Genomic DNA, 21,978 nt, shown 5'->3' on the forward strand with positions numbered 1-21,978 from the left:
TGTAGCCCGGTTGGGTTGACATGAACCCTGGTTGAGGTTGAAGGCTGGGGTTATGAATCGACCGCCTGAATTCTGGAATGCCGTCTATGACAATGGGTCCGCTCCATGGGTGATCGGGCAGCCACAGCCCGCGGTGCTCGAGCTGATCGAACAGGGGTGGATTCGGGGTGCGGTGCTCGATGTGGGGTGTGGTGCCGGTGAGCACACCATTTGGCTGACCGAGCTCGGCCATGATGTGCTCGGGGTGGATCTCGCGCCGAGTGCGATCGCATACGCGAGGGCCAATGCGCGGGAACGCGGTGCAGCCGCGCGGTTCGAGGTGGCCGATGCGCTGAATCTGGGGGACGAGCCGCGCTACGACACCATTCTCGACAGTGCGCTGTTCCATGTCTTCGCCCACGACAACGGCGATCCGACCGATTATCTGCGCAGCCTGCACCGGGTCCTGAAGCCCGGCGGGTACCTGCACATCCTCGCGCTCTCGGATGCCGAACCCGGCTTCGGTCCGCGCATCAGCCGCTCCGCGATCTCCGACGCGTTCGGCCCGGGCTGGGATTTGGAAGAACTGAAGCCCGCACGGTATCGCGGACGCGTCAGCGAGGCCGTCGTCGAGGCGCAGGAACTCGGCCTTACCCCGGGCAGCATTGTCGATGAGGCGGCTTGGCTTGCCCGCGTGCGCCGTTCCTAGCGCTGTGCAAACACCCGGCCTGGTGGACTGTGCATCGGGTCGCGGCACTGCCTGCCGTGATCCGATCGCCAATGGAAAGGGTCATTCGTCATGACATACACCCGTACCGGATTCGTGCGAACCGCTGTTGCACTCGGCGGTCTGCTCGCGGCGGGGGCGCTACTGGTTCCTGGAACCGCTTCGGCGCAACCGGGCATCGGCGGCGGACTGATCGAGACGACATGCAGCTTCGCGCAGGTGGATGCGGCCATTCACGCCGAGGCGCCCAAGCTCGCCGAACGCCTCGACAGCCATCCCGATCGCAAGGCGAAGCTGCAGGAATTCCTCGGGCTGCCGGTCGAGCAGCGCAAGCAGCGCGCCCAGCAGTGGATCGATAACCACCCGAATGCGCGGACCAAGATCGAGGAGAAGCGCAATTCGCCCGAGGGCCAGCAGAAGATCGACAAGCTGCGCCAGATCGCGAACACCTGCCACAACTACTGAGTCGAACGCGGGCGGCGCTATCCGGCGTCGCCCGTTCGGTTTTCGATGGTGACCGTGACGCTGAGCCCGCCCTCGGGCCGCGCGGTCGCCCGGACCTCGCCACCGTGTGCGTGCGCGACCGATCGCACGATCGACAGACCCAGCCCCGCGCCCCGGCTGTTCGGTGCATGCGCCGATTCGGCGACCCGCTCGCCGGACGCCAGTCTGCGGAACGGTTCGAAGAGCCCCTCGACTTCGAAGGCAGGCACTACCGGGCCGGTATTCTGTACGACGAGTTGGGCCTTGCCCCCGGTGCTAACGGAACTGATTGAGACCCAACCATTTTCATCGATATTGTAGCGAATCGCGTTGTCCACCAGGTTCTGTGCGAGACGTTCCAGCAATACCGGATCACCGGAGACCGGAGCCGCCTCGACATCGATGCGGATCTCGATACCGGCCCGGCCGGCGGCATCACCCGCGACAGTGACCACCCGACGGACCACCTCGGCCAGATCGACCCGACTGCGCTCGATGAGCCGCTGCTCACTGCTCGCGAGCACCAGCAATCCGTCGATCAGCCGCTCGTGCCGATTATTGACCTCCAAAAGCGTTGCCCCGAGCCGACGCGTCGATTCGGGTGCGTCGGGATCGTCCAGCGCCACTTCGATCAACGTGCGATTGATAGTCAACGGTGTGCGCAGTTCATGTGAGGCATTGGCGACGAAGCGCCGCTGACCGTCGAAGGCGCGATCCAACCGTTCCAGCATGGCGTCGAAAGTGTCCGCAAGATCCTTGATTTCGTCATCGGGTCCGGTCAGCGCGATCCGCTCGTGCAGGCTGCGATCGGCCACCCGGCGCGCGGTCGCCGTGATCTGCTGCAGCGGATGCAGGGCCCGCCCGGCCAGCAGCCAACCCAGTCCACCCGCGACGATCCCGATCGCGCCCAGGCAGACCAGGGACCAAACAAGCATCGCCTCCAACGTATCGCGGCGCTCCTTGGCGGCCTGCGCGGTGAGTGCCGTGTACAACTCCTCGGTGACGATCGGGCGATTCCGCTTGGCCAGATACTCGCGCACGAGGATCTGGGCACCCATCCCGTGTCGCCGATCCAGCGACCGATCGAGGTAGAAATACATGAGCGCAACCAGAATCGCCCCGGCGATGAAGAACGCGCCCGCGTACAGCAGGGTGAGCCGGAGCCGAATGGTGCGGCCCCTCATCGGACGCGGTACCCCACGCCCGCCTCGGTTTCGATCACCGGTGGATCGCCCAACTTCCGGCGCACCATCATGATCGTGTACCGCACCACCCCCGTGAACGGATCGATGTTCTCGTCCCATGCCTTCTCCAATAACTGCTCCGCCGACACCACCCCGCCGTCGGCACGCAATAGTTCGGCCAGTACCGCGAACTCCTTGCGCGACAACGAAACCGGCTCACCGTCGCGGGTGACAGCACGCCGGTGCGGGTCGAGCCGAATCCCGGCCCGCTCGAGCACCAGCGGTGTCGCGGGCCGCGCCCGTCGCCCCAGCGCCTGAATGCGGGCCACCAATTCCGCGAATGCGAACGGTTTGGTCAGGTAGTCGTCGGCGCCGAGGCCGAGCCCCGCGACTCGCTCGGCCACCGCCGCGGCGGCCGTCAGCATCAGAATCCTGGCGTCGCTGCCTGCCTCGGTGAGCGAGGTGCAGACGATATCCCCGGATACCGTCGGTAGATCGCGATCCAACACGATCACGTCATAGTCGTTCACGCCGACCCGCTCCAGCGCATCCGCGCCGTCGTACACCACATCGACCGCCATCGCATGCCGCCGCAGCCCATCGGCTATCGCGTCGGCCAGCAACTGCTCGTCCTCGACCACCAGTACCCGCACCCGACCATCGTGCCTGTTGTCGCTGTTAGGCCGCTGTTAGTGCGACAGACTCCGGGGCGAGCCGCTGATTTCGGCACATGTGGCGAGGGAGTGATTTACGACGACCGACTCGATGTGTGCTCTGTATTGACATCCGCCCCGCCATCAGAGGTGAGGATTCCTACCACAGCCGTGGAGCTGTCTTGGTGGGTTCCTGCTTCAACGGCCGGTGCCAGCCCGGGGGCTGGTCCTACCTGGCCTTCACAGGCGTTTAACCTCTCGGTCTGACCAGCCGCGAGGATGTTGGTTGCCGCGTTCATGTCCGCGTATGCATGCCGCCGTGATGAAAGCGCATCGTTGAAGACGACACGAGCGCACCCGAATGCCTTCGCCAACTTCGTCTGCTGACCCGATGTCGGGTAGAGGCGGTAGCTGTATCGAAGCTGCACACGTTCACGATAACATCATGGCGGCGCACCGATTACGATTCTGCGCCAGTACATCGAGCAGCGCTAGTGTCCGGTCCAGGGAACACTCGGTTCTCGGCGCCCCGGCCACGCTCGCATTCACCTCCGCTGTAAGCGACTGTGCACTAACGAACATCCAGGTAGCTGATAGCAGTGAAAGGAGTTCAGATGACAATGTCGGTCGCCGACCGCATATTCCTTCGCGTCAACCGATTCCATAGGGAACGGCTCGCGATCGCATGGGGCGGACGGCATATTCTGCACGGCCGTAAACCGAGGCCTGGTGACGTCGTGCTGACCAGCAATGACTATCTCGCGCTTGCCCACGAGCCGCATATCGTCGGTGCGATGTGCGCGGCGTTGCAGTATGCGAGCGGGGGAGCGCCCCCGTCGGGCGTCTTCCTGCACGGTCCCGACCATCCGCAGATCGCGTTGGAAACAACGCTTGCCGAACATATGCGGGCGGCGGGCGGAATTCTGTGTCAGTCGGGCTGGGATGCGAATGCCGGATTGATGCAGTCGATCGCCGACTCGCATACGCCGGTCTATGTCGATCACATTGCGCATATGTCGCTGTGGCACGGCGCGAAAACTGCTGGTGCGCCGGTATATTCGTTCCGGCACAATTTTCCTGGCCATCTGCGCGACGAGATTCGCAAGCACGGACCCGGCATCATCGCGGTGGATTCGATCTACAGCAGCAACGGGAGTCGCTGTCCACTGACCCAGATCTGCGATGTCGCCGACGAAACCGGCAGTGTGCTGGTGGTCGACGAATCGCATTCGCTCGGCACCGACGGGCCGTACGGTGCGGGCATGGTGGTCGCGCTCGGCCTCACCGACCGGGTGCCATTCCGGATCGCCAGCCTCGCAACGGCTTTCGCTGGACGTGCCGGATTCGTAGCCGCGCACAATATCGATTTCGTCGACTACTTCAAGATGGAATCCGATCCCGCGGTCTTCTCCGCGACACTGCTGCCGCACGATATCGCCGGTCTGGCCGCGACTCTCGATGTGATTCGCACCGACGAGTGGCGGCGGGTCCGGCTGCGCGAGATCTCCGCTGTCGTGCGCCGTGCGCTGATGGCGTTGGAATTCGATCTGGAGGGTTCGGCCAGCCATATCGTCGCTCTGCAGACCGGTTCGGATGAGCGCACCATCGCCATCCGCGACTTCCTGGAGGCCCGTGGCGTTTTCGGTTCGGTCCTGTGCTGGCCCGCTACCGCGCCCGACCGCGCGCGCATCCGCTTCTCGCTGCATGCGGGGCTCACCGATATGCAAGTGGATCGGCTCATCCAGGTATGCACCGACGTTCGCAACAACTTCGGCGCGATGGCGCCAATGCGTTATGAAAGGCCGAGGCCCGCACCGACGCCAGCGCAACTCGTGCCGACGCAGTGAGCTATATGGCGGCCGTCGCACGCGGCAGGATCATCGTGAAGGTCGCGCCGTTGCCCGGCTCGCTGTCCACGCTCACCCGACCGCCGTGCGCCGCCACAAGGGCCTGCACGATCGATAGCCCCAAACCCGTTCCGCCACTGGCCCGGGTTCGCGAGTCATCGGTGCGATAGAACCGTTCGAAGACGCGGGCGGCGGCCTCCGGCGTCAGGCCGGGGCCGGTGTCGATGACATCGATGCGCACGTTATCCGGAGACGGGGTGAGCCGCACGGTGATCGCGGCGGTGGCCGGAGTGTGGGCCAGCGCGTTACCGAGCAGATTGGCCAGCACCTGCCGCAATCGCGCCTCGTCGCCGGTCACGTCCATGGTGCCTGCGCCGGGACGGACCTCCAGGGTGATCGGGCGTTGAGGTTGCTGCCGCGCCGCCATGGCCTGCGCATTGTGCACCGCATCGCCGGCGAGCGTCAGCAGATCCACCTGACTGCGGTCGAGTGGGCGTTTGGCATCCAGCCGCGCGAGCATGAGCAGGTCCTCGACCAGCAGGCCCATGCGCTCGGCCTCGGCCTCGATGCGGCCGACCACCATGGACGCATCGGTGCTCGCGCCTTGGCGGTAGAGCTCGGCGAAACCGCGAATCGTGGTGAGTGGAGTGCGCAATTCGTGGCTGGCGTCGGCGATGAACTGGCGCATCCGGCGCTCCGAGCGCCGGGCGTCTTCCTCGGAGGCCTCGGTGGCCGCGACGCCGTGCTGGATCTGCGCGAGCATCGCATTCAACGACCGCGCCAACCGGTCGACCTCGGTATCGACACCACGCACCGGAACGCGCCGGTGCAGATCGCCGCCCGCGATCGCCGCCGCGGTTTTCTCGACGTTGCGCAGCGGTCGCAGGCTGCGTCGCACGACGAAATACCCGACCACACCGAGCGCGATCAGTGCGGCCGCTCCGGTGCCGAGTTCGAAGTAGATCAAGCGCGATACCGTTTCCTGGTTATCGGTGAGCGGTAGCGCGATGGTCGTCGAGCCGTACTGGTTGCTGGTGGTCAGGGCGCGCCACCGTACCTCGGATCCGTCGGTCGAGCCGACGGTCGTGGGGACCGATGCCGTATTTCCGTCGATATCCGGTGTGGTGCCGATGCCGGCGACCGTGACCGAGGTGCCCGGATAGGTCTGTCCCTCAGGGCCTTTGTGCAACTCGTAGAAGCGGCGGGGTTGATCGGTGAACAGCCGAGGGGTCGGCGCCTGCGGCAGGTCGGCCGGAACCCACACCGTCGCACCGTCATTCGTGACGACCTGCTTCATCTCGCGTGGTTGGGCCCACGAGCGAGCGGCATCGTAGAGCTGCTCGTCGGTGCGCGCGGTCAGCGATCGACTCAAGGCGGAGGTCACCGCGAAACCCGTGGACAGCAGCACCATGGCCGCCAGGAAGACCAGGGCGACAACAAGCCCCACCCGCAGCGGGATGGCCGACACCCGCCGGGTGAGTGATTCGCGCAGTCTCATATCCGACTCGGCTGCGGTGCGCGCAGCACATAGCCGACGCCGCGCAGCGTGTGGATGAGCTTCGGTTCGGTGGTATCGACCTTGCGCCGCAGATACGACACATACGACTCGACCACGCCCGCGTCACCGCCGAAGTCGTAGCGCCACACGTGATCCAGGATCTTCGCCTTGCTGAGCACCTTGCCCGAATTCACCATGAAATACCGCAGCAACGTGAATTCGGTGGGCGACAATGCCACCGGCACACCGGCTTTCCAGACTTCGTGACTGTCCTCGTCGAGTTCGATATCGCCCAGCGTGATGCGGGCGGACAGGTCCGCGACGGCATCCTTGCCCGATCGCCGCAGGATGGCCCGCAGCCGGGCGATCACCTCCTCGAGGCTGAACGGTTTGGTGACGTAGTCGTCGGCGCCGAGGGTCAGTCCGGTGAGTTTGTCGTCGACCTCGTCGCGCGCGGACAGGAACAGCACCGGCGCATCGACTCCGTCCGCGCGCAGCCGCCGCAACAGCCCGAACCCGTCCATGCCCGGCATCATCACATCCACGATCAGCGCGTCCGGCCGGAACCGGCGTACCTTGTCCAGCCCGTCCGTCCCGCTGATCGCGGTGACCACCTCGAACCCCTGAAATCGCAGACTCACCGCAAGGAGCTCGACAATCATCGGCTCATCATCGATGACGAGAATGCGTGCCTCCGGCTCTGCTCTGCTCATTCCACTAGCGTGACGGGCCGAGCAAGGTCGGAGCTCAGGACAAGCTGGGTGTTGGCTGTGAGCTGTCGACCTATCCGAGGTCCGGATGGAAAATGCGTTCGGCTGCGTTGCGGAGGGTGGTGCTACTGTCCGGATCCTCGACATGGAGTGCGAAGGCCAACTCGCCGGTATTGGCGAGCAGCCAGCCCTGCCCGCCTGCGGTGGTGACGTATCCGCCGCCGCCGATCAGGCCCCGGAGTTGGTCGACCACCGCGGCGGGCAGCGGACTCGATTCGGCGGAAGTCGTCGCCGGGCAGCCGATTTCGATCATGGGTGGGGTGATGCGTCCATTGGCGATGGCGGCGGTGAGGATCGCCATACCGTAGGGGCTGGCCTGGATTTCGCTCGCCCGGCCGCTGCGTCGGACCTCTTCGGTGCTCGGGGCCGGGATTCGCGAACTCACCTTGCCCAGACCCGTCAGCTCGAAATCGGTGCCGAGACCGAGCATGCGGGCGGCCTGGGTGATCTCGTCGAGGGATACGTTCTGCGGCGGTTTGTGCGCGATGGTGGCCGCGGCTGTCCGCAGTAGTTCGGAAATGCCGCCGATCGGGGCAAGCCCGGCGAAGGCGACCGGTTCGTTCGTGCTCGCCGCATTGTTCTCGGCGACGGCGACAATGGCTCCGGTCGCGGGGCGGATTGCGACGACGGCCGCCGGATTCCCGACGTAGTTGACCGCATCCTGGGCGGCGCGCTGCCAGTACGGGTCCAGGGTTGCGGACACATCCGGCGCCGGTGTGCCCTGCTGTCCGGCGATATTGGCGATCGGAAGCCCGTCGGGTCCCGATAGCTGCACCGCCCAGCCCGCGGTCCGGTCCCGGTTGTCCTGCCACACCGTGCGCAGTGCGTCGAGCATGGGTGATTGGATGCGCCGGTCGGCGGAGATCAGCCGTGGCTGCGGCTGCGCCACCACCCCGGGAATCGGTGTGATGTCCGGTTCGAGAACCGCGAAGTCGTCCTGCCGCAGATTCACCGCGACGACCGGTTGACCCTTGGCGGCGGCGAGTTGCGCGCGCAAGGACGCCCCGGTGATCAGCGGGGCGACCGGTTCGATGGCCTTCGCCAGCGCGTCGGTGGTGGCGACCGGATCGGTGATGCGGGCGGGATCGAGTTGGACCACGGCGATGATCTGCTCGGTCATCAACGTTTGTCCGAGACTGTCCTTCACCACAGGCGGCGGCGTTGGGTAGGCCTTTACCAGGTGGACCTTGCGGGTGTTGTCGAGTTGGGGCATAGCGATGGTGGGCTCCCAGGAGATTCGCCAACCGGTCGCCAACTTTCGAACCGTGCCCTGCGCGTCATAGACCCAGTTTCGATCGCGTCCGAAGGCCCAGGCGCCCCGCAGGGCGAAGATTCCCTCCGTGGAATCCAATGCGATGAATTGCGACAAACGGAAGTCCGGAGCGCCGGGGCCCAATCCCTCGAACACCTGTCGCAGCGATGTGGCGGCGTTGCTCGGTTGGGTGGTCAATTTCGCGGCGCTATCCGCATCCCGCTTGTTCAGTAGCTCGGTGAACTGTTCAACCGCCACCCTCGCGTCATCCGGATACTCGCCGAACGAACAGGCGCACCCGCTGAGTGCCACCGCGAGAATCGCTGCGCCGAGGGCCGCCGACCAACGTGTGCGGCTCATGTGCGGTCCGATGCCCGGGGAATTGCTCATCGGGATCCTCGATTCTCGAGTTCAACCGCGATTGATGGTCGTCAGCATCCGATAACGCAGCGCAATGGACTTCGAGGCTAGCCCGCGCATTCGGCAGCCATCCATTCGATAAATCGGATAGCCGCCGAATTGCGATGGACTCGAGATATGGGCCTTATGTTGGCTCCGCACAACAAAGTTCGAGCCGACCAGGGGACCCCGGCCGATGGCCGGGGTCCCGTCGGATCACGACTGCGGCGGTGGGCTGAAGATGCCGAAGTCGTTGCCGGAGGTGTCGAGGATGTGCGCGAAGACGAGGCCGTCCTTGCCGGTGATCGGTGGGACCGACACCTTTCCGCCCAGCTTTTCGGCGGCGGCGACCGTAGCAGGCACATCCTGAACGAGTACGAAGAAGGTCGCGTGATTGGCCGAGGCGTCGGGGGTGTGCGAGATGCCCCCGCTGGGTGCCTCGCTCGCGGGGTAGCTGACCAAGTTGTAGCCATCGGCATTCGGATCGGCGGCGAAGCTCCAGCCGAACAGGTCGCCGTAGAACTTCTCGACCTCCTGCGGCTTATCGCTGCCGACCTGGAACCAGGCAACCGTGTTGAAAGGGGGAGTGCTCACCGTGTCGTCTCCTCGCGATCGGGTATCGGTGTCTTGCCCGATCACGATCTCCCGGCGCGGCGACAACCCCCTGTCGGTGTTTCCCGCCGATTTCGTCTCACAGCGCGACGGTGCGGAGTTCGAGGTCCTTCGGAATATCCGAAGGGGTGAGCGGGCGCGGCGGGATCGGTGTATCCGTCATGATCACCGTGCGGATTCGGTCCAGACGGAAACAGCGGGACTCCGCACGCAACCGGCACCACGCGATGAGATACCAGCCGTGTGATCCGTTGAGGAATGCCGTCGGCTCGACCTCCCGGTCGCTGGCCGCGCCGAAGCGATCCGAATAGCTGATCCGCAGCACTCGCCCCGCTTCGATCGACTGCCCGATGACCGACGGAATGGCCTGGACGGGCGGCGCATCCACCGGATCCAGCAACCGAACCCGCGCGGCGAGGTCGCGCGCGGCGGCCGCATTGCGCTCCGACATAACCCCGAGAATCTTGCGCAACGCGCTGCGCCCCGCCTGGTCGAAGGGCGTCGCCTCGCTGCGCGCCAAAGCCACGGCGAGTGCGACCGCTTCCGCCGCCGTGAAGTTGAGTGGCGGCAGCGACATGCTCTTCTCCAACGCGTACCCACCGCGTCTGCCGACATCCGCGTAGATCGGAATACTTGCCTGCTGCAAGGCCGCGATATCGCGTTCGATCGTACGAACGCTCACCTCATAACGCTGCGCCAACTCTCGCGCGGTCCGCATCCGCGGCGCTACCGCCCGCAACTCCTCGACAATCGCATACAGCCGATCCGTACGGTTCACGCCGCCACGCTAGCGCCGACCACCGACATGAAACGCTATGCGTTCACGGCGCTGGATCGTGCCCAGCCGATCAACTGTCCCACAACTCGAGTTTGCCCCCGACGCAACACATTTGGGTATCGGTCGACGGTGTCGCACACGCATCGACGCCGTCGCACAGGCCACCCAACCTATGCGAGGGCGTCATTGGATATGCGACGGCTCGGGTCAGCGGCGGGGGGAGACCAGCATCGGTTCGTGTAGGTCGAAGTATTCGACTTCGCCCATGAGATCGCTTTCCTCCTCGAACAGGGTGCGCAGATCGTCTGGAATCTCCAACTTTTCGTGGGCGCGGGCCTCGGCCTCGGAGGTGAAGTAGACGGCCTCGACGTAACCGTCGCTGCCATATGTCGCCAAGGTGCCGCCGAGAATTTCGGGGCGCAGTTCGTGGATGCGCTCGGTGCCTTCGGCGAGCAGTTCGCGCATGCGACGTGGATTGCGCGTGTGTCCCTCCATGACCTGGACGAACCCGGCTTGATCCGAGCCACCGCCCAGCCACTGCGTCACCTCGGGGCAATCCATGAACTGCACCGGTCCGTCGAAGCACTGCTCGGTCTCGGCCCACCACGCGCCCTGCTCCGGACGATTGCTATTGCGCCGCGCCGCTTCTTCGGATTCGAACCTCGCCAATGCAATGAACGTTCCGTCATTGCACAACCCGCTGGTCGTCCCGAGATAGCCGACGGCTCCCGGCTGCAATTCCTCGGTCCACCGATCCATACACCGACGCAGCCGATCGGCGTCGGAAACCTTTCCTTGAATAACTTGGATGAACATCGAGTCCTCCTAGTGCGGAGGGATCACTCCGCTCTGTAGCGAGGCTGACGCGTCGTGGTCCACCGAGGGTGCTCGGACCGCACGGCCCGCGAACACGGCCACCGCACAGCTAATCGTTCGCCGTGGCGCGACCGTACGCAAGACCGGTGCGAGTCAGTGCGCTTCGGCGCAGTTCGTCAGGAAGGTTTCGACCAACTGATTGACGACCTCGGGAACCTCGGCGGCGGCGAGGTGCGCGGCACCCTCGATAACCGTCAGCTCCGCGCCGGGAATGGACCGAGCCATGGTCTCCAGTTCGGGTACCGGAAAGGTGCGATCCTCGCGGCCGCCGACGACCAGAGTAGGACAGGCGATGGAGGCGAAGCGGTCGCGCTGATCCGGGCGCTCGATCACCACGGATCGGACAGCATGAGCGACCGATTTCGGATCATTGCGACGCGCGGTATCGAGGACCCGGCGCACGACATCGGGGCGCGTGGCTTCGGTTGTCGGCCCGAGGAAGGCGCTCACTACCGAGCGAGTGAGCGGCGGGCGGATGCCGCGCAGGATACCGACGATGACCAGTAGCGCCCTGTACTGCAGTTTCTGACCACTCGGGGCCGGTGAGGCGGTGCCGTTCATCAAGATGGCGGATCGGACGCGGTCCGGAAATTCGGCGGCCAAGGTGCCGCCGATCATGGCACCCCATGAGTTCCCGATGAAGTGGGTCCGCGAGAGTTCGAGGTGGTCGAGTATGTCGACCACACAGCCCGCGCAGTCCTCGAAGGTGAAGCCGCGGGTGAGCGGGCTGGATTTTCCGTGGCCGGGTGGGTCCACCGCAATGGTCAGGTAGTTCTCGGCGAAGTGAGCGACCTGAGCGTCCCAGAGACCGGCATCCATGAGCAGGCTCGGCCACATCACGAGCGGTTCGCCGTGCCCGGTTGTGACGATGTGCAAGGTTCCGAGCCGGGTCGGGATGTATAGATCCGTGCTGTCCATGGGTTTCCCTTCAGCGGAGGGCGAGAGCGAGGAAGAAGTCGACGCGGTCTTCGAGGCGGGACAGGTCGCGGCCCGTCAGTTCCTCGATGCGTTGGATACGGTAGCGCAAGGTATTCACGTGAACATGAAGTAGCTCAGCGCATTTGGTCCACGAGCCGGACACCTGGAGGAAGGTTTCCAAGGTGTGCACCAAGTCGGCGCGGTTCTCCTGGTCGTAGCTGCTCAACGGGTCGAGCAGACGCAGGCGGAACATGCGGCGGACTTCGTCGGGGACGCTGGCCAGCAGGAGCATATGGGTGGCGAGTTCGTCGTGGCCGACGACAGTGGTGGGGGTTGGGCGGTCGGCGGCCAGGCGGCGTGCGTAGCGGGCTTCTTCGACAGCGCCGCGTAGGCCTTCGCCGTCGACGATGCCGCTGACACCGATCGAGAGGTGAGCCCCCTGTAGTCCGGGCTCCAAAGCGGTTACGGCGCGGTGGATTTCGCTGATCACGGAGCCGTCGGCAGGGATGAGGGCGATGACTTCACCGTCGACCACACCTGCGGCCGGCCTTTTGCCGTAGAGGATTTCGCGCAGTAGGACGCGTAATTCGCCGGGGCGCAAGGCATCTGCTCCAGCTGCCACTGCGATATAGGTTTCGGCGGGACCGAGGCCGGTCAGTTCCAGGCGGGAAATGATTTCGGCGGGTTTGGCGTCGGAGACGATCAGTTCGATGAGTTCCTGGGCGAGGCGGCCCTCGGCGCTCTGGCGGTCGTCGAGTCGGGCGCGTTCGAGCGATACGACGGCGGCCAGTTCGCCGGTCAGGGCGCGACGTTCTTCCGGCCAGTCCTTGAAGTCGCCTTCGAAGACCAAGAACCAGTCGGCGGCGCGGGAGGTGCTGTGCTCGTCGACGGCGAACAGCGAGTAGCGCGCCTTGTCTCGGACCAGCACGTGGGGGAGACGGCGAGCGTTCAGGAAGGCGGCCGTGACCTCGACCGGCGGCGGCGCGGCGGGTCCGGCCACCACGCGTCCGGTGGACGCGACGACCCAGCAGCGCATCCCGAGATCGCGTTCGATCAGCTCGAGCACCGAGCCCAGCCCGGTACCCGAGACGAGCTGACGGTGGCGGTCGAGGATGGCGGTCAGGTCGGCCGCGCGCCCGGTCGACAGATTGCGGGTCAATGTCTCGGTGACCTGGGCGAATGCGATATCTTCACGGACACGGAACAGCGGTATCCGATGCCGCTGACAGGCCTCGACGACGTCGGGCGGAGCGCCGCCATAGCGGGCGTCACCGGCGGCGAGTCCGGCGACTCCGGCCCGGGCCAGTGCGCGCACGAAGGTTTCGCTGTCCTCCGGCGAAAGCCGCCATTGCAGCCCGGTCAGGACCAGCTCTCCGCCGGAGAGATAGCGACTCGGATCGAGCATGTCGGTGGTCACTACCCAGCGCACGAAGCGGTCGAGCTCTTCTTCGCCGGTGACGAGCTCGAGACCGAGGTTCATGGTCAGAAGTGATCTAAGTCGCACAGTTGCCGAGGCTAACAGCCCAGCTCATGCCCGCCCGGCGACGCTTTGGATATTCACACAAACGAGCCCGAGTGAACTGGCGCACACTTCGGATTTCTGGGTCCTAGCAGCGCAGATAAACGGCGGGTGTACTTACTCCCAGCATCAGAACAAGCTCGATGGGAGATCGGATGTCCGGTGAGATCGGATGGCTCAACTCGCTGCCTCCGGACCAGGCCGAGGCGGAACTGCTGACCTGCTGCGCCTCGCACGTCTGGGCGCAGAAGGTGGCGGCGCACCGGCCCTACGTGGATAGCACGAGCCTGATGGCCGCCGCGGTCGCCGGGGTACGGGAACTGAGTTGGCCCGATATCGAGGAGGCGCTGTCCGCGCATCCGCGCATCGGCGATCGCGCGAAGGCGGGCACGCACGAGCGCGAGGCCGAGTGGTCCGCCGGTGAGCAGTCCGGCACGGCGAGCGCCGACCAGCAGACACTCGATGACATCGCCGCCGGCAATCTGGCCTACGAGCAGCGGTTCGGACACGTCTTCCTGATCCGTGCCGCCGGCCGCTCCGCCGAGCAGATCCGCGCCGAACTGCGCAGGCGCCTGGCGAATACCGCCGAGGGCGAGCGCATCGCGACTCAACGCGAACTCGCCGATATCACCCGGCTGCGGATCCGAAAGCTGTTGGAGGACAGGTGAGTCTGTCCACTCACGTGCTCGACGCGGCATCCGGTCGCCCGGCGGCGGGGCTGCCGGTGCGGCTGGAAAAGGCCGACGGCATCGTGCTCGCCGAGCGCCGCACCGACGAAGACGGGCGCGTCAAGGATCTGCCCGCGCCCGAAATCGGCGTCCACCGGCTGATTTTCGAAACCGGTGACCTCAGTCCGTTCTACCCGTCGGTGACCATCGACTTCCGCGTCACCGACCCAGCCGAGCACTACCACGTGCCGCTGCTGCTCAGTCCCTATTCCTACTCGACCTACCGAGGTAGCTGAACCATGTCGATCAAGCTCGGGCCGAATAGATACGGCAAAGCGGAAAACCGGGTCGTCCGCGTGACGAAAACCGGTGCCGTCCACGAGATCCGGGATCTGAACGTCGGTGTCGCGTTATCCGGCGATATGGACGAGGTCCACCTGACCGGTGACAATGCGACGGTCCTGCCGACCGACACCCAGAAGAACACCGTATTCGCCTTTGCCAAGGAACATGGCATCACCTCACCGGAAGCGTTCGGTCTTTTGCTGGCACGGCATTTCGTCGATTCCCAGCCGCCCATCCACCACGCGCGGGTCTCCCTGGAGGAGTACGCCTGGGAGCGCATTGTGGTCGGCCCCGGCGACAAGCGGTATTCGTTCGTGCGCTCCGGCCAGGAGACCCGTACCTCGCGGGTGCACTACGACGGCGAAAACGCCTGGGTGGTCTCGGGTTTGACAGGTCTGGTGGTGCTCAACTCCACCGGCTCGGAATTCCACGGCTATATCAAGGACAAATACACGACGCTGCAGGAGGCCTACGACCGCGTACTGGCCACCGAGGTCAATGCGGAATGGCGTTTCGCGAGCGAGCCGGCCGACTGGGACAAGGCCTACCGCGAGGTCCGCGGTGCGCTGCTAGAGGCATTCGCCGATACCTACAGCTACTCGCTGCAGCAGACTCTCTACGCCATGGGCGACCGGGTGATCGGCGCGGTCCCGGAGGTCTGCGAGGTCCGGCTGTCGCTGCCCAATAAGCACCACTTCGTCGTGGATCTGTCCGGCTTCGGACTGGAGAACGACAACGAGGTGTTCTTCGCCGCTGACCGCCCCTACGGCCTGATCGAGGGCACCGTACTCACCGAGGACGCCCCCGCGCCCGGACCGGCTTGGGAGTGATGATGGATTTCCTACGACCCGATACCTGGGCCGAGGCGCTCGAGCTCAAGGCCGCCGATCCGGAGGCCAAACCCATCCAGGGCGGCACCGATGTCATGGTCGAGATGAACTTCGACCACGGCCGTCCGGCGGCACTGCTCGATCTCAACCGCTGTCGCGAACTGTTCGATTACTCGACCGAGCCCGACGGCCGGATCCGGATCGGTGCGGGCGTCCCGTATGTGCGCATCATCAACCGGCTCAACCACCAGCTGCCCGGTCTGGCGCAGGCCTCGCGCACGGTCGGTTCGCCGCAGATCCGCAATCGCGGCACGGTCGGTGGCAATCTGGGTGGTGCGTCCCCGGCCGGTGACGCCCACCCCGCGCTGCTGGCGTGCAATGCGGTGATCGAGGTGGAGTCGGCCGCGCGCGGCACCCGCCTGATCCCGATCGATGACTTCTACGTGTGGGTGAAGAAGAACGCCCTGGAGCCCGACGAGCTGATCCGCGCCATCCGGATCGAGCCCGCGACCGGGCCGCAGTACTTCTCCAAGGTCGGCACCCGCAATGCCATGGTGATCGCGGTCTGCGCGTTCTCGATCGCATTGCACCCCGGCACCCGCACGGTCGGCACCGGCGTCGGATCCGCCGGACCGACGCCGCTGCGCGCGACGCCGGCCGAGCAGTTCCTCGCCGATGCGCTGGACTGGGATGACCCGGCCCCGTTGCCGTTCGATGTCGTCCGCGAATTCGGTGAGCTGGTCTCGGCCGCCGCCAAGCCGATCGATGACGTCCGCGGCACCGCGGAATACCGCAGACATGCACTGACCGTGCTGGCCCGCCGCACCCTGTCCTGGGCCTGGACGGACTACCTAGCAGAAAGAAGGAGGGCAGCCTGATGCGTGTGACCTTCGACGTGAACGGCTCGCAAGAGACCGTCGACGATGTGTGGGAGGGCGAGAGCCTCCTCTATATGCTGCGCGAGCGTATGGGCCTGCCCGGCTCCAAGAACGCCTGTGAGCAAGGCGAATGTGGTTCGTGCACAGTCTATTTGGACGGCACCCCGGTGTGTTCCTGTCTGGTGGCCGCGGGCCAGGTGCAGGATCGCTCGGTGCGCACCGTAGAGGGCCTGGCCAACGGCGCGAAACTCGATCCGATGCAGGAGGCCTTCGTCGAGGCCGGTGCGGTTCAATGCGGCTTCTGCACACCGGGTCTCATCGTGCAGGCGCACGATCTCATCGAACGCAATCCCGATCCCTCCGATGTGGAGATCCGCGAGGCGCTCGCCGGAAACCTCTGCCGCTGCACGGGATACGAGAAGATCCTCGACGCGGTGCGACTGGCCGCGGCACGTAAGGCGGACCGATGAGTACAGCATCGCGCAGCGATTCCTCGAGGGGTGGCGGTCGGCAGACTGTCATCGAGAACGCCTATATCGCGCCGGTTGTCGGTGACGAGATCGCGTCCGGATACGTAGTCATCTCCGATGGCCGCATCGAAGCCCTCGGCGCGGGACCGGCACCGATCGTCCCGGGTGCCGAAAAGATAGACGGCACAGGCTGTTTGGTGACCCCGGGCCTGGTCAACACCCACCACCATCTCTACCAGTGGGCGAGCCAGGGCCTGTTCCAGGATTCCACCCTGTTCGAATGGCTGACCGGTCTCTACCGCACCTGGGCGCGTATGGACGCCGATGTCGTCTACGGCGCGGCCGCTGCCGGGCTGGGCTGGCTGGCGCTGACCGGCTGCACCACCAGCAGCGACCACCACTACATCTTCCCGAAGGGACGCGGCGATCTGTTCGAGGCCGAGGTGCGCGCGGCGAGCGAAATCGGCCTTCGCTTCCACCCGTGCCGCGGTTCCATGGACCGCGGACAGAAGGACGGCGGTCTGCCGCCGGACGAGGTGGTCGAGAGCCGCGACGAAATCCTCACCCACACCGCCGAAGTCATCGACAAGTACCACGATCCGTCGTTCGATTCGATGCTCCGGGTCGCGGTCGCGCCCTGCTCGCCGTTCTCGGTGAGCGAGGGGCTGATGATCGATTCCGCGACCCTGGCGCGCGCCAAAGGTGTTCGGCTGCACACCCATCTCGCCGAAACGCTCGACGAGGAAGAGCACTGCATCGAGCAGATGGGCTGCACCCCGGTCGAATACATGGAAAAGCTCGGCTGGCTCGGTGATGACGTCTGGTTCGCGCACGCGGTGCACCTGCACGATGCCGATATCCGGCGTTTCGCCGAAACCGGCAGCGGCTCGGCACATTGCCCCAGCTCCAACGCCCGACTCGGTGCGGGTATCGCCCGCGTCAGCGATCTGGTGGCCGCCGGTGCGCCGGTCGGTCTCGGCGTGGACGGCGCGGCGTCGAGTGAGCTGACCTCCATGGCGGGCGAAATGCGACAGGCCATGCTGTTCCAGCGCGCGGTCAACGGCCCGACCGCCTTCACCGCGCGCCAGGCGCTCGAGATCGGCACCGTGGGCGGCGCCCGTAATCTCGGTCGCCACAACGAGATCGGCAGTATCGAACCCGGCAAACTCGCCGACCTCGCCATCTGGCGGGTCGACGGGTTCCGCTCGGCGATCGAGGATCCGGTCTGCTCCTTGGTTTTCGGACCGACACCGCCACTGGCCCGGCTGCTCGTCGGCGGCCGCACCGTCGTGGAGGACGACGAATTGCGCACCGTCGCACAGGATGTCGTCGGTCGCGCCGGTGTCGCGGCCCGCAAACGGTTGATGCGACAGGAGGCATGATGACTGTCCCACGGACCACCCGCTTCCCCGAAGAGGTTGCCGCACCGGGTAAGGGCGGCATCGGGGAGAGCCCGCTGCGCCCCGACGGCACGTTGAAGGTCAAGGGCGAATTCGCCTACGCCTCCGATCTCTGGATGGATGGCATGCTCTGGGGTGCGACCCTGCGCAGCCCGCATCCGCGTGCGATCATCCGCAGTATCGATATCGCGCCCGCACTGGCCATGACCGGTGTGCACGCCGTACTCACCCATGAGGATGTGCCCGGCCGCAAGATGTACGGCCTCGACCACACCTGGGACCAGCCGGTCCTGGCCATCGGCGAGGTGCGCCACCACGGTGAGCCCATCGCCCTGGTCGCCGCCGACCACCCCGAGATCGCCCGGCGCGCCCTCGACGCCATCGAAATCGATTGGGAGGTACTGGAACCCATTACCGACCCGATGGCGGTGCTCTCGGCCCCGAAGCGGCTCGCGGTGCAGGAGCGCGGCGGTATCGCCCGGCATCAGCCGGTGCGCGTCGGCGATATCACCGTGGGCCGCGCGCTGGCCACCGTGGTGATCACCGAGGAATTCGAGGTCGGCATTCAGGACCAGGCATTCCTCGGCCCCGAATCCGGCCTGGTGATTCCGGCCGAAGACGGTGGGCTCGACTTCTACGTCGCCACCCAGTGGATGCACAATGATCTGTCCCAGATCGGGCCTTGCCTCGGCCTCGCCGACGACCGGATCCGCATGACCATGGCCGGTGTCGGCGGAGCCTTCGGCGGCCGCGAGGACCTGTCCATGCAGATCCACGCGGGCATGCTGGCCATGCACACCGGCAAGCCCGTCAAGATGATGTACAACCGCGAGGAGTCGTTCTTCGGGCACGTGCACCGGCACCCGGCGAAGATGCTCTACGAATACGGTGCCAATAATGACGGAAAGCTCACCTACGCAAAGGTTCTCATCGTCCTCGACGGTGGCGCGTACACCTCGGCGACGCTGAATGTCACCGGTAACGCGTCCTCGCTCGCGGTGGGGCCGTACGAGATTCCGCATATCGAGATCGACGCGTACGGCATCTACACCAATAACCCGCCGTGCGGTGCGATGCGCGGATTCGGCGCGGTGCAGGCCTGTTTCGCACACGAGTCGATGATGGACAAGGTCGCCGAGGCGCTGGATCTCGATCCGGTGCACGTGCGCCAGATCAATGCGGTGTCGCAGGGTTCCAAGCTGGCGACCGGTCAGGTGCTGCACGCGCCGACGCCGATGGCCGAAATGCTCGGGCAGCTGCGGGATATGCCGATGCCCCCGGAGTTGGACGCCTCGGATATCCGGAACCTGCCCGGCGGCGCATCGCAGACGACGCACGGTGAGGGCGTGGTGCGTGGTGTCGGTTACGGCGTCGGCATCAAGAACATCTGCTTCTCCGAGGCCTTCGACGACTACTCGACGGCTCGGGTGCGGCTGGAAGTCATTGCCGGAGAACCGGTTGCGCTGGTGCACACCGCTGCCGCCGAGGTCGGACAGGGACTGGTGACGGTCGAGGCGCAGATCGCGCGCACCGAACTCGGTATCGAACGGGTCACCATTCACCCGGCCGACAACCAGGTCGGCGACTCGGGTTCGTCGTCCGCCTCCCGGCAGACCTATATGACCGGTGGCGCGGTGAAGGCGGCTTGTGAAGCCGTGCGCCAGCGCGTACTCGCCTCGGCCCAGGCCAGGTTCGGCGCCTCGTCGGGACTGCGACTGGTCGGCGGCAAGGTGGTTTCCCGCACGGGGGAGGTACTCGCGGCGATCGTCGATGTCCTGGATGAGGGGGTTATCGAAGAGACCCGCGAGTACCACCACCGGCCGACCACGGGCATGGATCCCGTTACGGGACAAGGGAATAGCCACACCCAGCTGGCTCTCTGCGTACACCGCGCGGTGGTGGACGTGGACACGGACCTCGGCCTGGTCAAGGTCGTCTCCCTGGACGCGGTCCAGGACGTGGGCAAGATCATGAACCGCCTGTCCCTGGAGGGCCAGATCCACGGCGGGTCCGTACAGGGGCTCGGCCTGGCGGTCATGGAGGAAATCCAGGTAAAAGACGGTAAGGTGCGCAACCCGTCCTTCACCGACTACCTGATCCCGACGATTCTCGATACGCCGTCACAGCGGCTGGAGATTCTCGAAAATGCCGATCCGCACGCCCCCTATGGGCTGCGCGGCGCCGGAGAGCCGCCCACGCTCTCCTCTACCCCCGCGATCGCCGCGGCGATCCGTGACGCCTGCCGATCACGGGGTGGAAACGTGCACATCAACCGAGTGCCGGTGCGACCGGAAGACATCATCCGGAGCAGTTGATCAACAGGGGCAGCCGGTTCCAGTGGACCGGAGAGACTCCACAACAGCAGTACCCGAACCGTGCGGTCCGGCCCCAGTCCAAAAGGACAGCCGCCGGACCGTAGGTCGGCTACGCCCCGAGGAGGGCACGCCAATGACCCAGATTCAGACCAAGCCCAGCACACCAGAGCCGGTAGCAGGTAGGTCTGCGCTCGACCGGTTCTTCCGGCTGAGCGAACGCCGAACCACCGTTTCCCGCGAAATTCGTGGCGGCATCACCACTTTCGTCGCCATGGCCTACGTCATCCTTTTGGTGCCGCTGATTCTCGGTGGCGTCGCGGATGTCAACGGTGACAAGCTGAGCATCGCTCAACTCACCACGGCTACCGCGTTTTCCGCGGGACTCAGCACGATCCTGATGGGCGTGGCGGGCAATGTGCCTTTGGCGCTCGCCGCCGGACTCGGTGTGGTTCCGGTGGTCGCCTTCCAGGCGGCACCGCATATGACCTGGCCGCAGACCATGGGTCTGGTCGTCCTGATGGGCGTGATCATCGTGATCCTGGCCGCGACCGGCCTGCGGACCATGATCATCAACGCTATCCCGCTCGGTCTCAAGAATGCGATCGGCGTCGGGATCGGCATGTTCATCGCGATGATCGGACTGGTCTCGGCCGGGGTGGTCGGACACGGCGCGCAGACCGGTCCGCCGGTCACCCTCGGGGCCGGTGGTCACCTATCCGGTTGGCCCGTAGTGATTTTCGCGGTCGGCCTGCTGGTGATGCTGGCACTGTTCATCCGCAAGGTGCCCGGTGCGATTCTGATCAGCATCGCCATCTCGACGGTGCTCGCCATTATCGTCAACGCGCTGGCGAAGATCGACCCGCAGGCGTGGGGGCCGGTGGTGCCGGAGAAGCCGAAGGGATTCTTCGCGGCACCCGATTTCGGGTTGGCCCTGAATATCGACCTCTTCGGCGGTTTCGCCGAGGCGGGCGGGCTGGTCGCGGGAGTCGTGCTGTTCACCCTGGTGCTGACCGGGTTCTTCGATGCCATGGGAACGGTTTTCGGCGTCTGTGACGAGGCCGGACTGCTCGATGAGAAGGGCACCATGCCGGGTATCGGCAAGGTGCTGACCATCGACGGTATCTCCCAGGTCATCGGCGGTGTCAGCGGCGGCGCCGGAAATACCGTGTACGTCGAATCCGCGACGGGTGTCGGTGAGGGCGCCCGCACCGGACTGACCAGCGTGGTGACCGGTGGATTGTTCTGCCTCGCAGTATTTTTCACCCCACTCGCCGCAGTGGTGCCGATCCAGGCCGCCGCGCCGGCACTGGTGATCGTCGGTGCGCTGATGATGACCCAGGCCCGCAAGATCGATTGGAACGATCTCGAAGTGGCGGTGCCCGCCTTCCTCACGATCGTGCTGATGCCGTTCACCTACTCCATCACCAACGGGGTCGGCGCGGGCCTGATCGCATATGTGGTTATCAAGCTGGCGCGCGGCAAATTCCGTGAAATCCATTGGCTGATCGGGGTGGTGAGCCTCGTCTTCGCCGGCTACTTCGGCATATCGGCCATCGAACTACTCCTGGGCGGATAGC

General features: G+C 65.5%; 22 protein-coding genes. 11 read left to right on the top strand and 11 right to left on the bottom strand.

What is annotated here, in order from left to right; genetic code table 11:
• Positions 1 to 52 precede the first annotated feature (52 nt).
• Complete coding sequence (locus ON44_RS37205; protein ID WP_040699266.1) at positions 53 to 688, top strand: class I SAM-dependent methyltransferase; 636 nt, start codon at positions 53 to 55, stop codon at positions 686 to 688.
• 90 nt (positions 689 to 778) lie between these two features.
• Entirely contained in the window at positions 779 to 1,171 is a 393-nt protein-coding gene (locus ON44_RS37210; protein ID WP_051182880.1) for a hemophore-related protein, read from the top strand.
• A gap of 17 nt (positions 1,172 to 1,188) precedes the next feature.
• On the opposite strand, the gene ON44_RS37215 is transcribed toward ON44_RS37210, so the two are convergent.
• The 3 genes from ON44_RS37215 to ON44_RS53590 form a co-directional block, all read right to left on the bottom strand.
• The gene (locus ON44_RS37215) at positions 1,189 to 2,373 is read right to left on the bottom strand and encodes a sensor histidine kinase (protein ID WP_040699267.1); all 1,185 of its coding nucleotides are present in this window, start codon (positions 2,371 to 2,373) and stop codon (positions 1,189 to 1,191) included.
• Positions 2,370 to 3,026 carry a response regulator transcription factor gene (locus ON44_RS37220; RefSeq protein WP_040699268.1) on the bottom strand — a complete coding sequence of 219 codons (657 nt, stop codon included), beginning with the start codon at positions 3,024 to 3,026 and terminating at the stop codon, positions 2,370 to 2,372. Before ON44_RS37220 ends, ON44_RS37215 begins: the two co-directional genes overlap by 4 nt.
• 95 nt (positions 3,027 to 3,121) lie before the next feature.
• Complete coding sequence (locus tag ON44_RS53590; protein WP_281005363.1) at positions 3,122 to 3,454, bottom strand: helix-turn-helix domain-containing protein; 333 nt, start codon at positions 3,452 to 3,454, stop codon at positions 3,122 to 3,124.
• Positions 3,455 to 3,640: 186 nt separating this feature from the next.
• Here ON44_RS53590 and cqsA point away from each other — a divergent pair, with 186 nt between their 5' ends.
• Positions 3,641 to 4,873 (top strand): alpha-hydroxyketone-type quorum-sensing autoinducer synthase, encoded by a 1,233-nt coding sequence (gene cqsA, locus ON44_RS37225; protein ID WP_083898386.1) that lies wholly within the window; start codon positions 3,641 to 3,643, stop codon positions 4,871 to 4,873.
• Position 4,874: 1 nt separating this feature from the next.
• Here the strand turns inward: cqsA and ON44_RS37230 are convergent, their stop codons facing one another.
• The 8 genes from ON44_RS37230 to ON44_RS37265 form a co-directional block, all read right to left on the bottom strand.
• Positions 4,875 to 6,371, bottom strand: coding sequence for a sensor histidine kinase (locus ON44_RS37230; protein WP_085998691.1), 1,497 nt, complete (start codon positions 6,369 to 6,371; stop codon positions 4,875 to 4,877).
• The gene (locus ON44_RS37235) at positions 6,368 to 7,084 is read right to left on the bottom strand and encodes a response regulator transcription factor (protein ID WP_040699270.1); all 717 of its coding nucleotides are present in this window, start codon (positions 7,082 to 7,084) and stop codon (positions 6,368 to 6,370) included. Before ON44_RS37235 ends, ON44_RS37230 begins: the two co-directional genes overlap by 4 nt.
• A gap of 70 nt (positions 7,085 to 7,154) precedes the next feature.
• The gene (locus ON44_RS37240; RefSeq protein ID WP_051182881.1) at positions 7,155 to 8,783 is read right to left on the bottom strand and encodes an NTF2-like N-terminal transpeptidase domain-containing protein; all 1,629 of its coding nucleotides are present in this window, start codon (positions 8,781 to 8,783) and stop codon (positions 7,155 to 7,157) included.
• 225 nt (positions 8,784 to 9,008) lie between these two features.
• Positions 9,009 to 9,386: a VOC family protein gene (locus tag ON44_RS37245; protein WP_040699312.1), complete on the bottom strand. Its 378-nt coding sequence runs from the start codon at positions 9,384 to 9,386 to the stop codon at positions 9,009 to 9,011.
• Between the two features lie 97 nt (positions 9,387 to 9,483).
• The gene (locus tag ON44_RS37250) at positions 9,484 to 10,182 is read right to left on the bottom strand and encodes a helix-turn-helix transcriptional regulator (protein WP_040699271.1); all 699 of its coding nucleotides are present in this window, start codon (positions 10,180 to 10,182) and stop codon (positions 9,484 to 9,486) included.
• A 207-nt stretch (positions 10,183 to 10,389) separates the two neighbouring features.
• Positions 10,390 to 10,998, bottom strand: a complete 609-nt coding sequence (locus ON44_RS37255; protein ID WP_040699273.1) for a hypothetical protein — start codon at positions 10,996 to 10,998, stop codon at positions 10,390 to 10,392.
• A gap of 153 nt (positions 10,999 to 11,151) precedes the next feature.
• The gene (locus ON44_RS37260) at positions 11,152 to 11,976 is read right to left on the bottom strand and encodes an alpha/beta fold hydrolase (RefSeq protein ID WP_040699278.1); all 825 of its coding nucleotides are present in this window, start codon (positions 11,974 to 11,976) and stop codon (positions 11,152 to 11,154) included.
• A gap of 10 nt (positions 11,977 to 11,986) precedes the next feature.
• Entirely contained in the window at positions 11,987 to 13,456 is a 1,470-nt protein-coding gene (locus ON44_RS37265; RefSeq protein ID WP_218007733.1) for a PucR family transcriptional regulator, read from the bottom strand.
• 194 nt (positions 13,457 to 13,650) lie between these two features.
• Here ON44_RS37265 and uraD point away from each other — a divergent pair, with 194 nt between their 5' ends.
• The 8 genes from uraD to ON44_RS37305 all read left to right on the top strand — a co-directional run bounded on the left by uraD (position 13,651) and on the right by ON44_RS37305 (position 21,977).
• Complete coding sequence (gene uraD / locus ON44_RS37270; protein WP_040699284.1) at positions 13,651 to 14,163, top strand: 2-oxo-4-hydroxy-4-carboxy-5-ureidoimidazoline decarboxylase; 513 nt, start codon at positions 13,651 to 13,653, stop codon at positions 14,161 to 14,163.
• On the top strand, positions 14,160 to 14,459 hold the full coding sequence (uraH, locus tag ON44_RS37275) for a hydroxyisourate hydrolase (RefSeq protein WP_040699286.1): 300 nt from the start codon (positions 14,160 to 14,162) through the stop codon (positions 14,457 to 14,459). Before uraD ends, uraH begins: the two co-directional genes overlap by 4 nt.
• A gap of 3 nt (positions 14,460 to 14,462) precedes the next feature.
• Entirely contained in the window at positions 14,463 to 15,338 is an 876-nt protein-coding gene (gene pucL / locus ON44_RS37280; RefSeq protein ID WP_040699288.1) for a factor-independent urate hydroxylase, read from the top strand.
• Complete coding sequence (locus tag ON44_RS37285) at positions 15,338 to 16,216, top strand: FAD binding domain-containing protein (RefSeq protein ID WP_245567495.1); 879 nt, start codon at positions 15,338 to 15,340, stop codon at positions 16,214 to 16,216. The genes pucL and ON44_RS37285 overlap by 1 nt, the downstream gene beginning before the upstream one ends.
• Positions 16,216 to 16,686: a (2Fe-2S)-binding protein gene (locus ON44_RS37290; protein ID WP_040699290.1), complete on the top strand. Its 471-nt coding sequence runs from the start codon at positions 16,216 to 16,218 to the stop codon at positions 16,684 to 16,686. Before ON44_RS37285 ends, ON44_RS37290 begins: the two co-directional genes overlap by 1 nt.
• Complete coding sequence (locus tag ON44_RS37295; protein ID WP_051182882.1) at positions 16,683 to 18,068, top strand: 8-oxoguanine deaminase; 1,386 nt, start codon at positions 16,683 to 16,685, stop codon at positions 18,066 to 18,068. The genes ON44_RS37290 and ON44_RS37295 overlap by 4 nt, the downstream gene beginning before the upstream one ends.
• Positions 18,068 to 20,401 (top strand): xanthine dehydrogenase family protein molybdopterin-binding subunit, encoded by a 2,334-nt coding sequence (locus tag ON44_RS37300; protein WP_174415234.1) that lies wholly within the window; start codon positions 18,068 to 18,070, stop codon positions 20,399 to 20,401. Before ON44_RS37295 ends, ON44_RS37300 begins: the two co-directional genes overlap by 1 nt.
• A 133-nt stretch (positions 20,402 to 20,534) precedes the next feature.
• The gene (locus ON44_RS37305) at positions 20,535 to 21,977 is read left to right on the top strand and encodes an NCS2 family permease (RefSeq protein WP_040699291.1); all 1,443 of its coding nucleotides are present in this window, start codon (positions 20,535 to 20,537) and stop codon (positions 21,975 to 21,977) included.
• The last annotated feature ends 1 nt before the right edge of the window (position 21,978 follow it).

The organism is Nocardia vinacea NBRC 16497 (assembly GCF_000308835.1).
Lineage (GTDB): Bacteria > Actinomycetota > Actinomycetes > Mycobacteriales > Mycobacteriaceae > Nocardia > Nocardia vinacea.

Bases quoted from the DNA above. Each gene is read 5' to 3' on its own strand.
- ON44_RS37205 (WP_040699266.1), top strand. From the start codon at position 53: ATGAATCGACCGCCTGAATTCTGGAATGCCGTCTATGACAATGGGTCC.
- ON44_RS37210 (WP_051182880.1), top strand. From the start codon at position 779: ATGACATACACCCGTACCGGATTCGTGCGAACCGCTGTTGCACTCGGC.
- ON44_RS37215 (WP_040699267.1), bottom strand. From the start codon at position 2,373: ATGAGGGGCCGCACCATTCGGCTCCGGCTCACCCTGCTGTACGCGGGC.
- cqsA (WP_083898386.1), top strand. From the start codon at position 3,641: ATGACAATGTCGGTCGCCGACCGCATATTCCTTCGCGTCAACCGATTC.
- ON44_RS37230 (WP_085998691.1), bottom strand. From the start codon at position 6,371: ATGAGACTGCGCGAATCACTCACCCGGCGGGTGTCGGCCATCCCGCTG.
- ON44_RS37235 (WP_040699270.1), bottom strand. From the start codon at position 7,084: ATGAGCAGAGCAGAGCCGGAGGCACGCATTCTCGTCATCGATGATGAG.
- ON44_RS37240 (WP_051182881.1), bottom strand. From the start codon at position 8,783: ATGAGCAATTCCCCGGGCATCGGACCGCACATGAGCCGCACACGTTGG.
- ON44_RS37255 (WP_040699273.1), bottom strand. From the start codon at position 10,998: ATGTTCATCCAAGTTATTCAAGGAAAGGTTTCCGACGCCGATCGGCTG.
- ON44_RS37260 (WP_040699278.1), bottom strand. From the start codon at position 11,976: ATGGACAGCACGGATCTATACATCCCGACCCGGCTCGGAACCTTGCAC.
- ON44_RS37265 (WP_218007733.1), bottom strand. From the start codon at position 13,456: ATGAACCTCGGTCTCGAGCTCGTCACCGGCGAAGAAGAGCTCGACCGC.
- uraD (WP_040699284.1), top strand. From the start codon at position 13,651: ATGTCCGGTGAGATCGGATGGCTCAACTCGCTGCCTCCGGACCAGGCC.
- pucL (WP_040699288.1), top strand. From the start codon at position 14,463: ATGTCGATCAAGCTCGGGCCGAATAGATACGGCAAAGCGGAAAACCGG.
- ON44_RS37285 (WP_245567495.1), top strand. From the start codon at position 15,338: ATGATGGATTTCCTACGACCCGATACCTGGGCCGAGGCGCTCGAGCTC.
- ON44_RS37290 (WP_040699290.1), top strand. From the start codon at position 16,216: ATGCGTGTGACCTTCGACGTGAACGGCTCGCAAGAGACCGTCGACGAT.
- ON44_RS37295 (WP_051182882.1), top strand. From the start codon at position 16,683: ATGAGTACAGCATCGCGCAGCGATTCCTCGAGGGGTGGCGGTCGGCAG.
- ON44_RS37300 (WP_174415234.1), top strand. From the start codon at position 18,068: ATGACTGTCCCACGGACCACCCGCTTCCCCGAAGAGGTTGCCGCACCG.
- ON44_RS37305 (WP_040699291.1), top strand. From the start codon at position 20,535: ATGACCCAGATTCAGACCAAGCCCAGCACACCAGAGCCGGTAGCAGGT.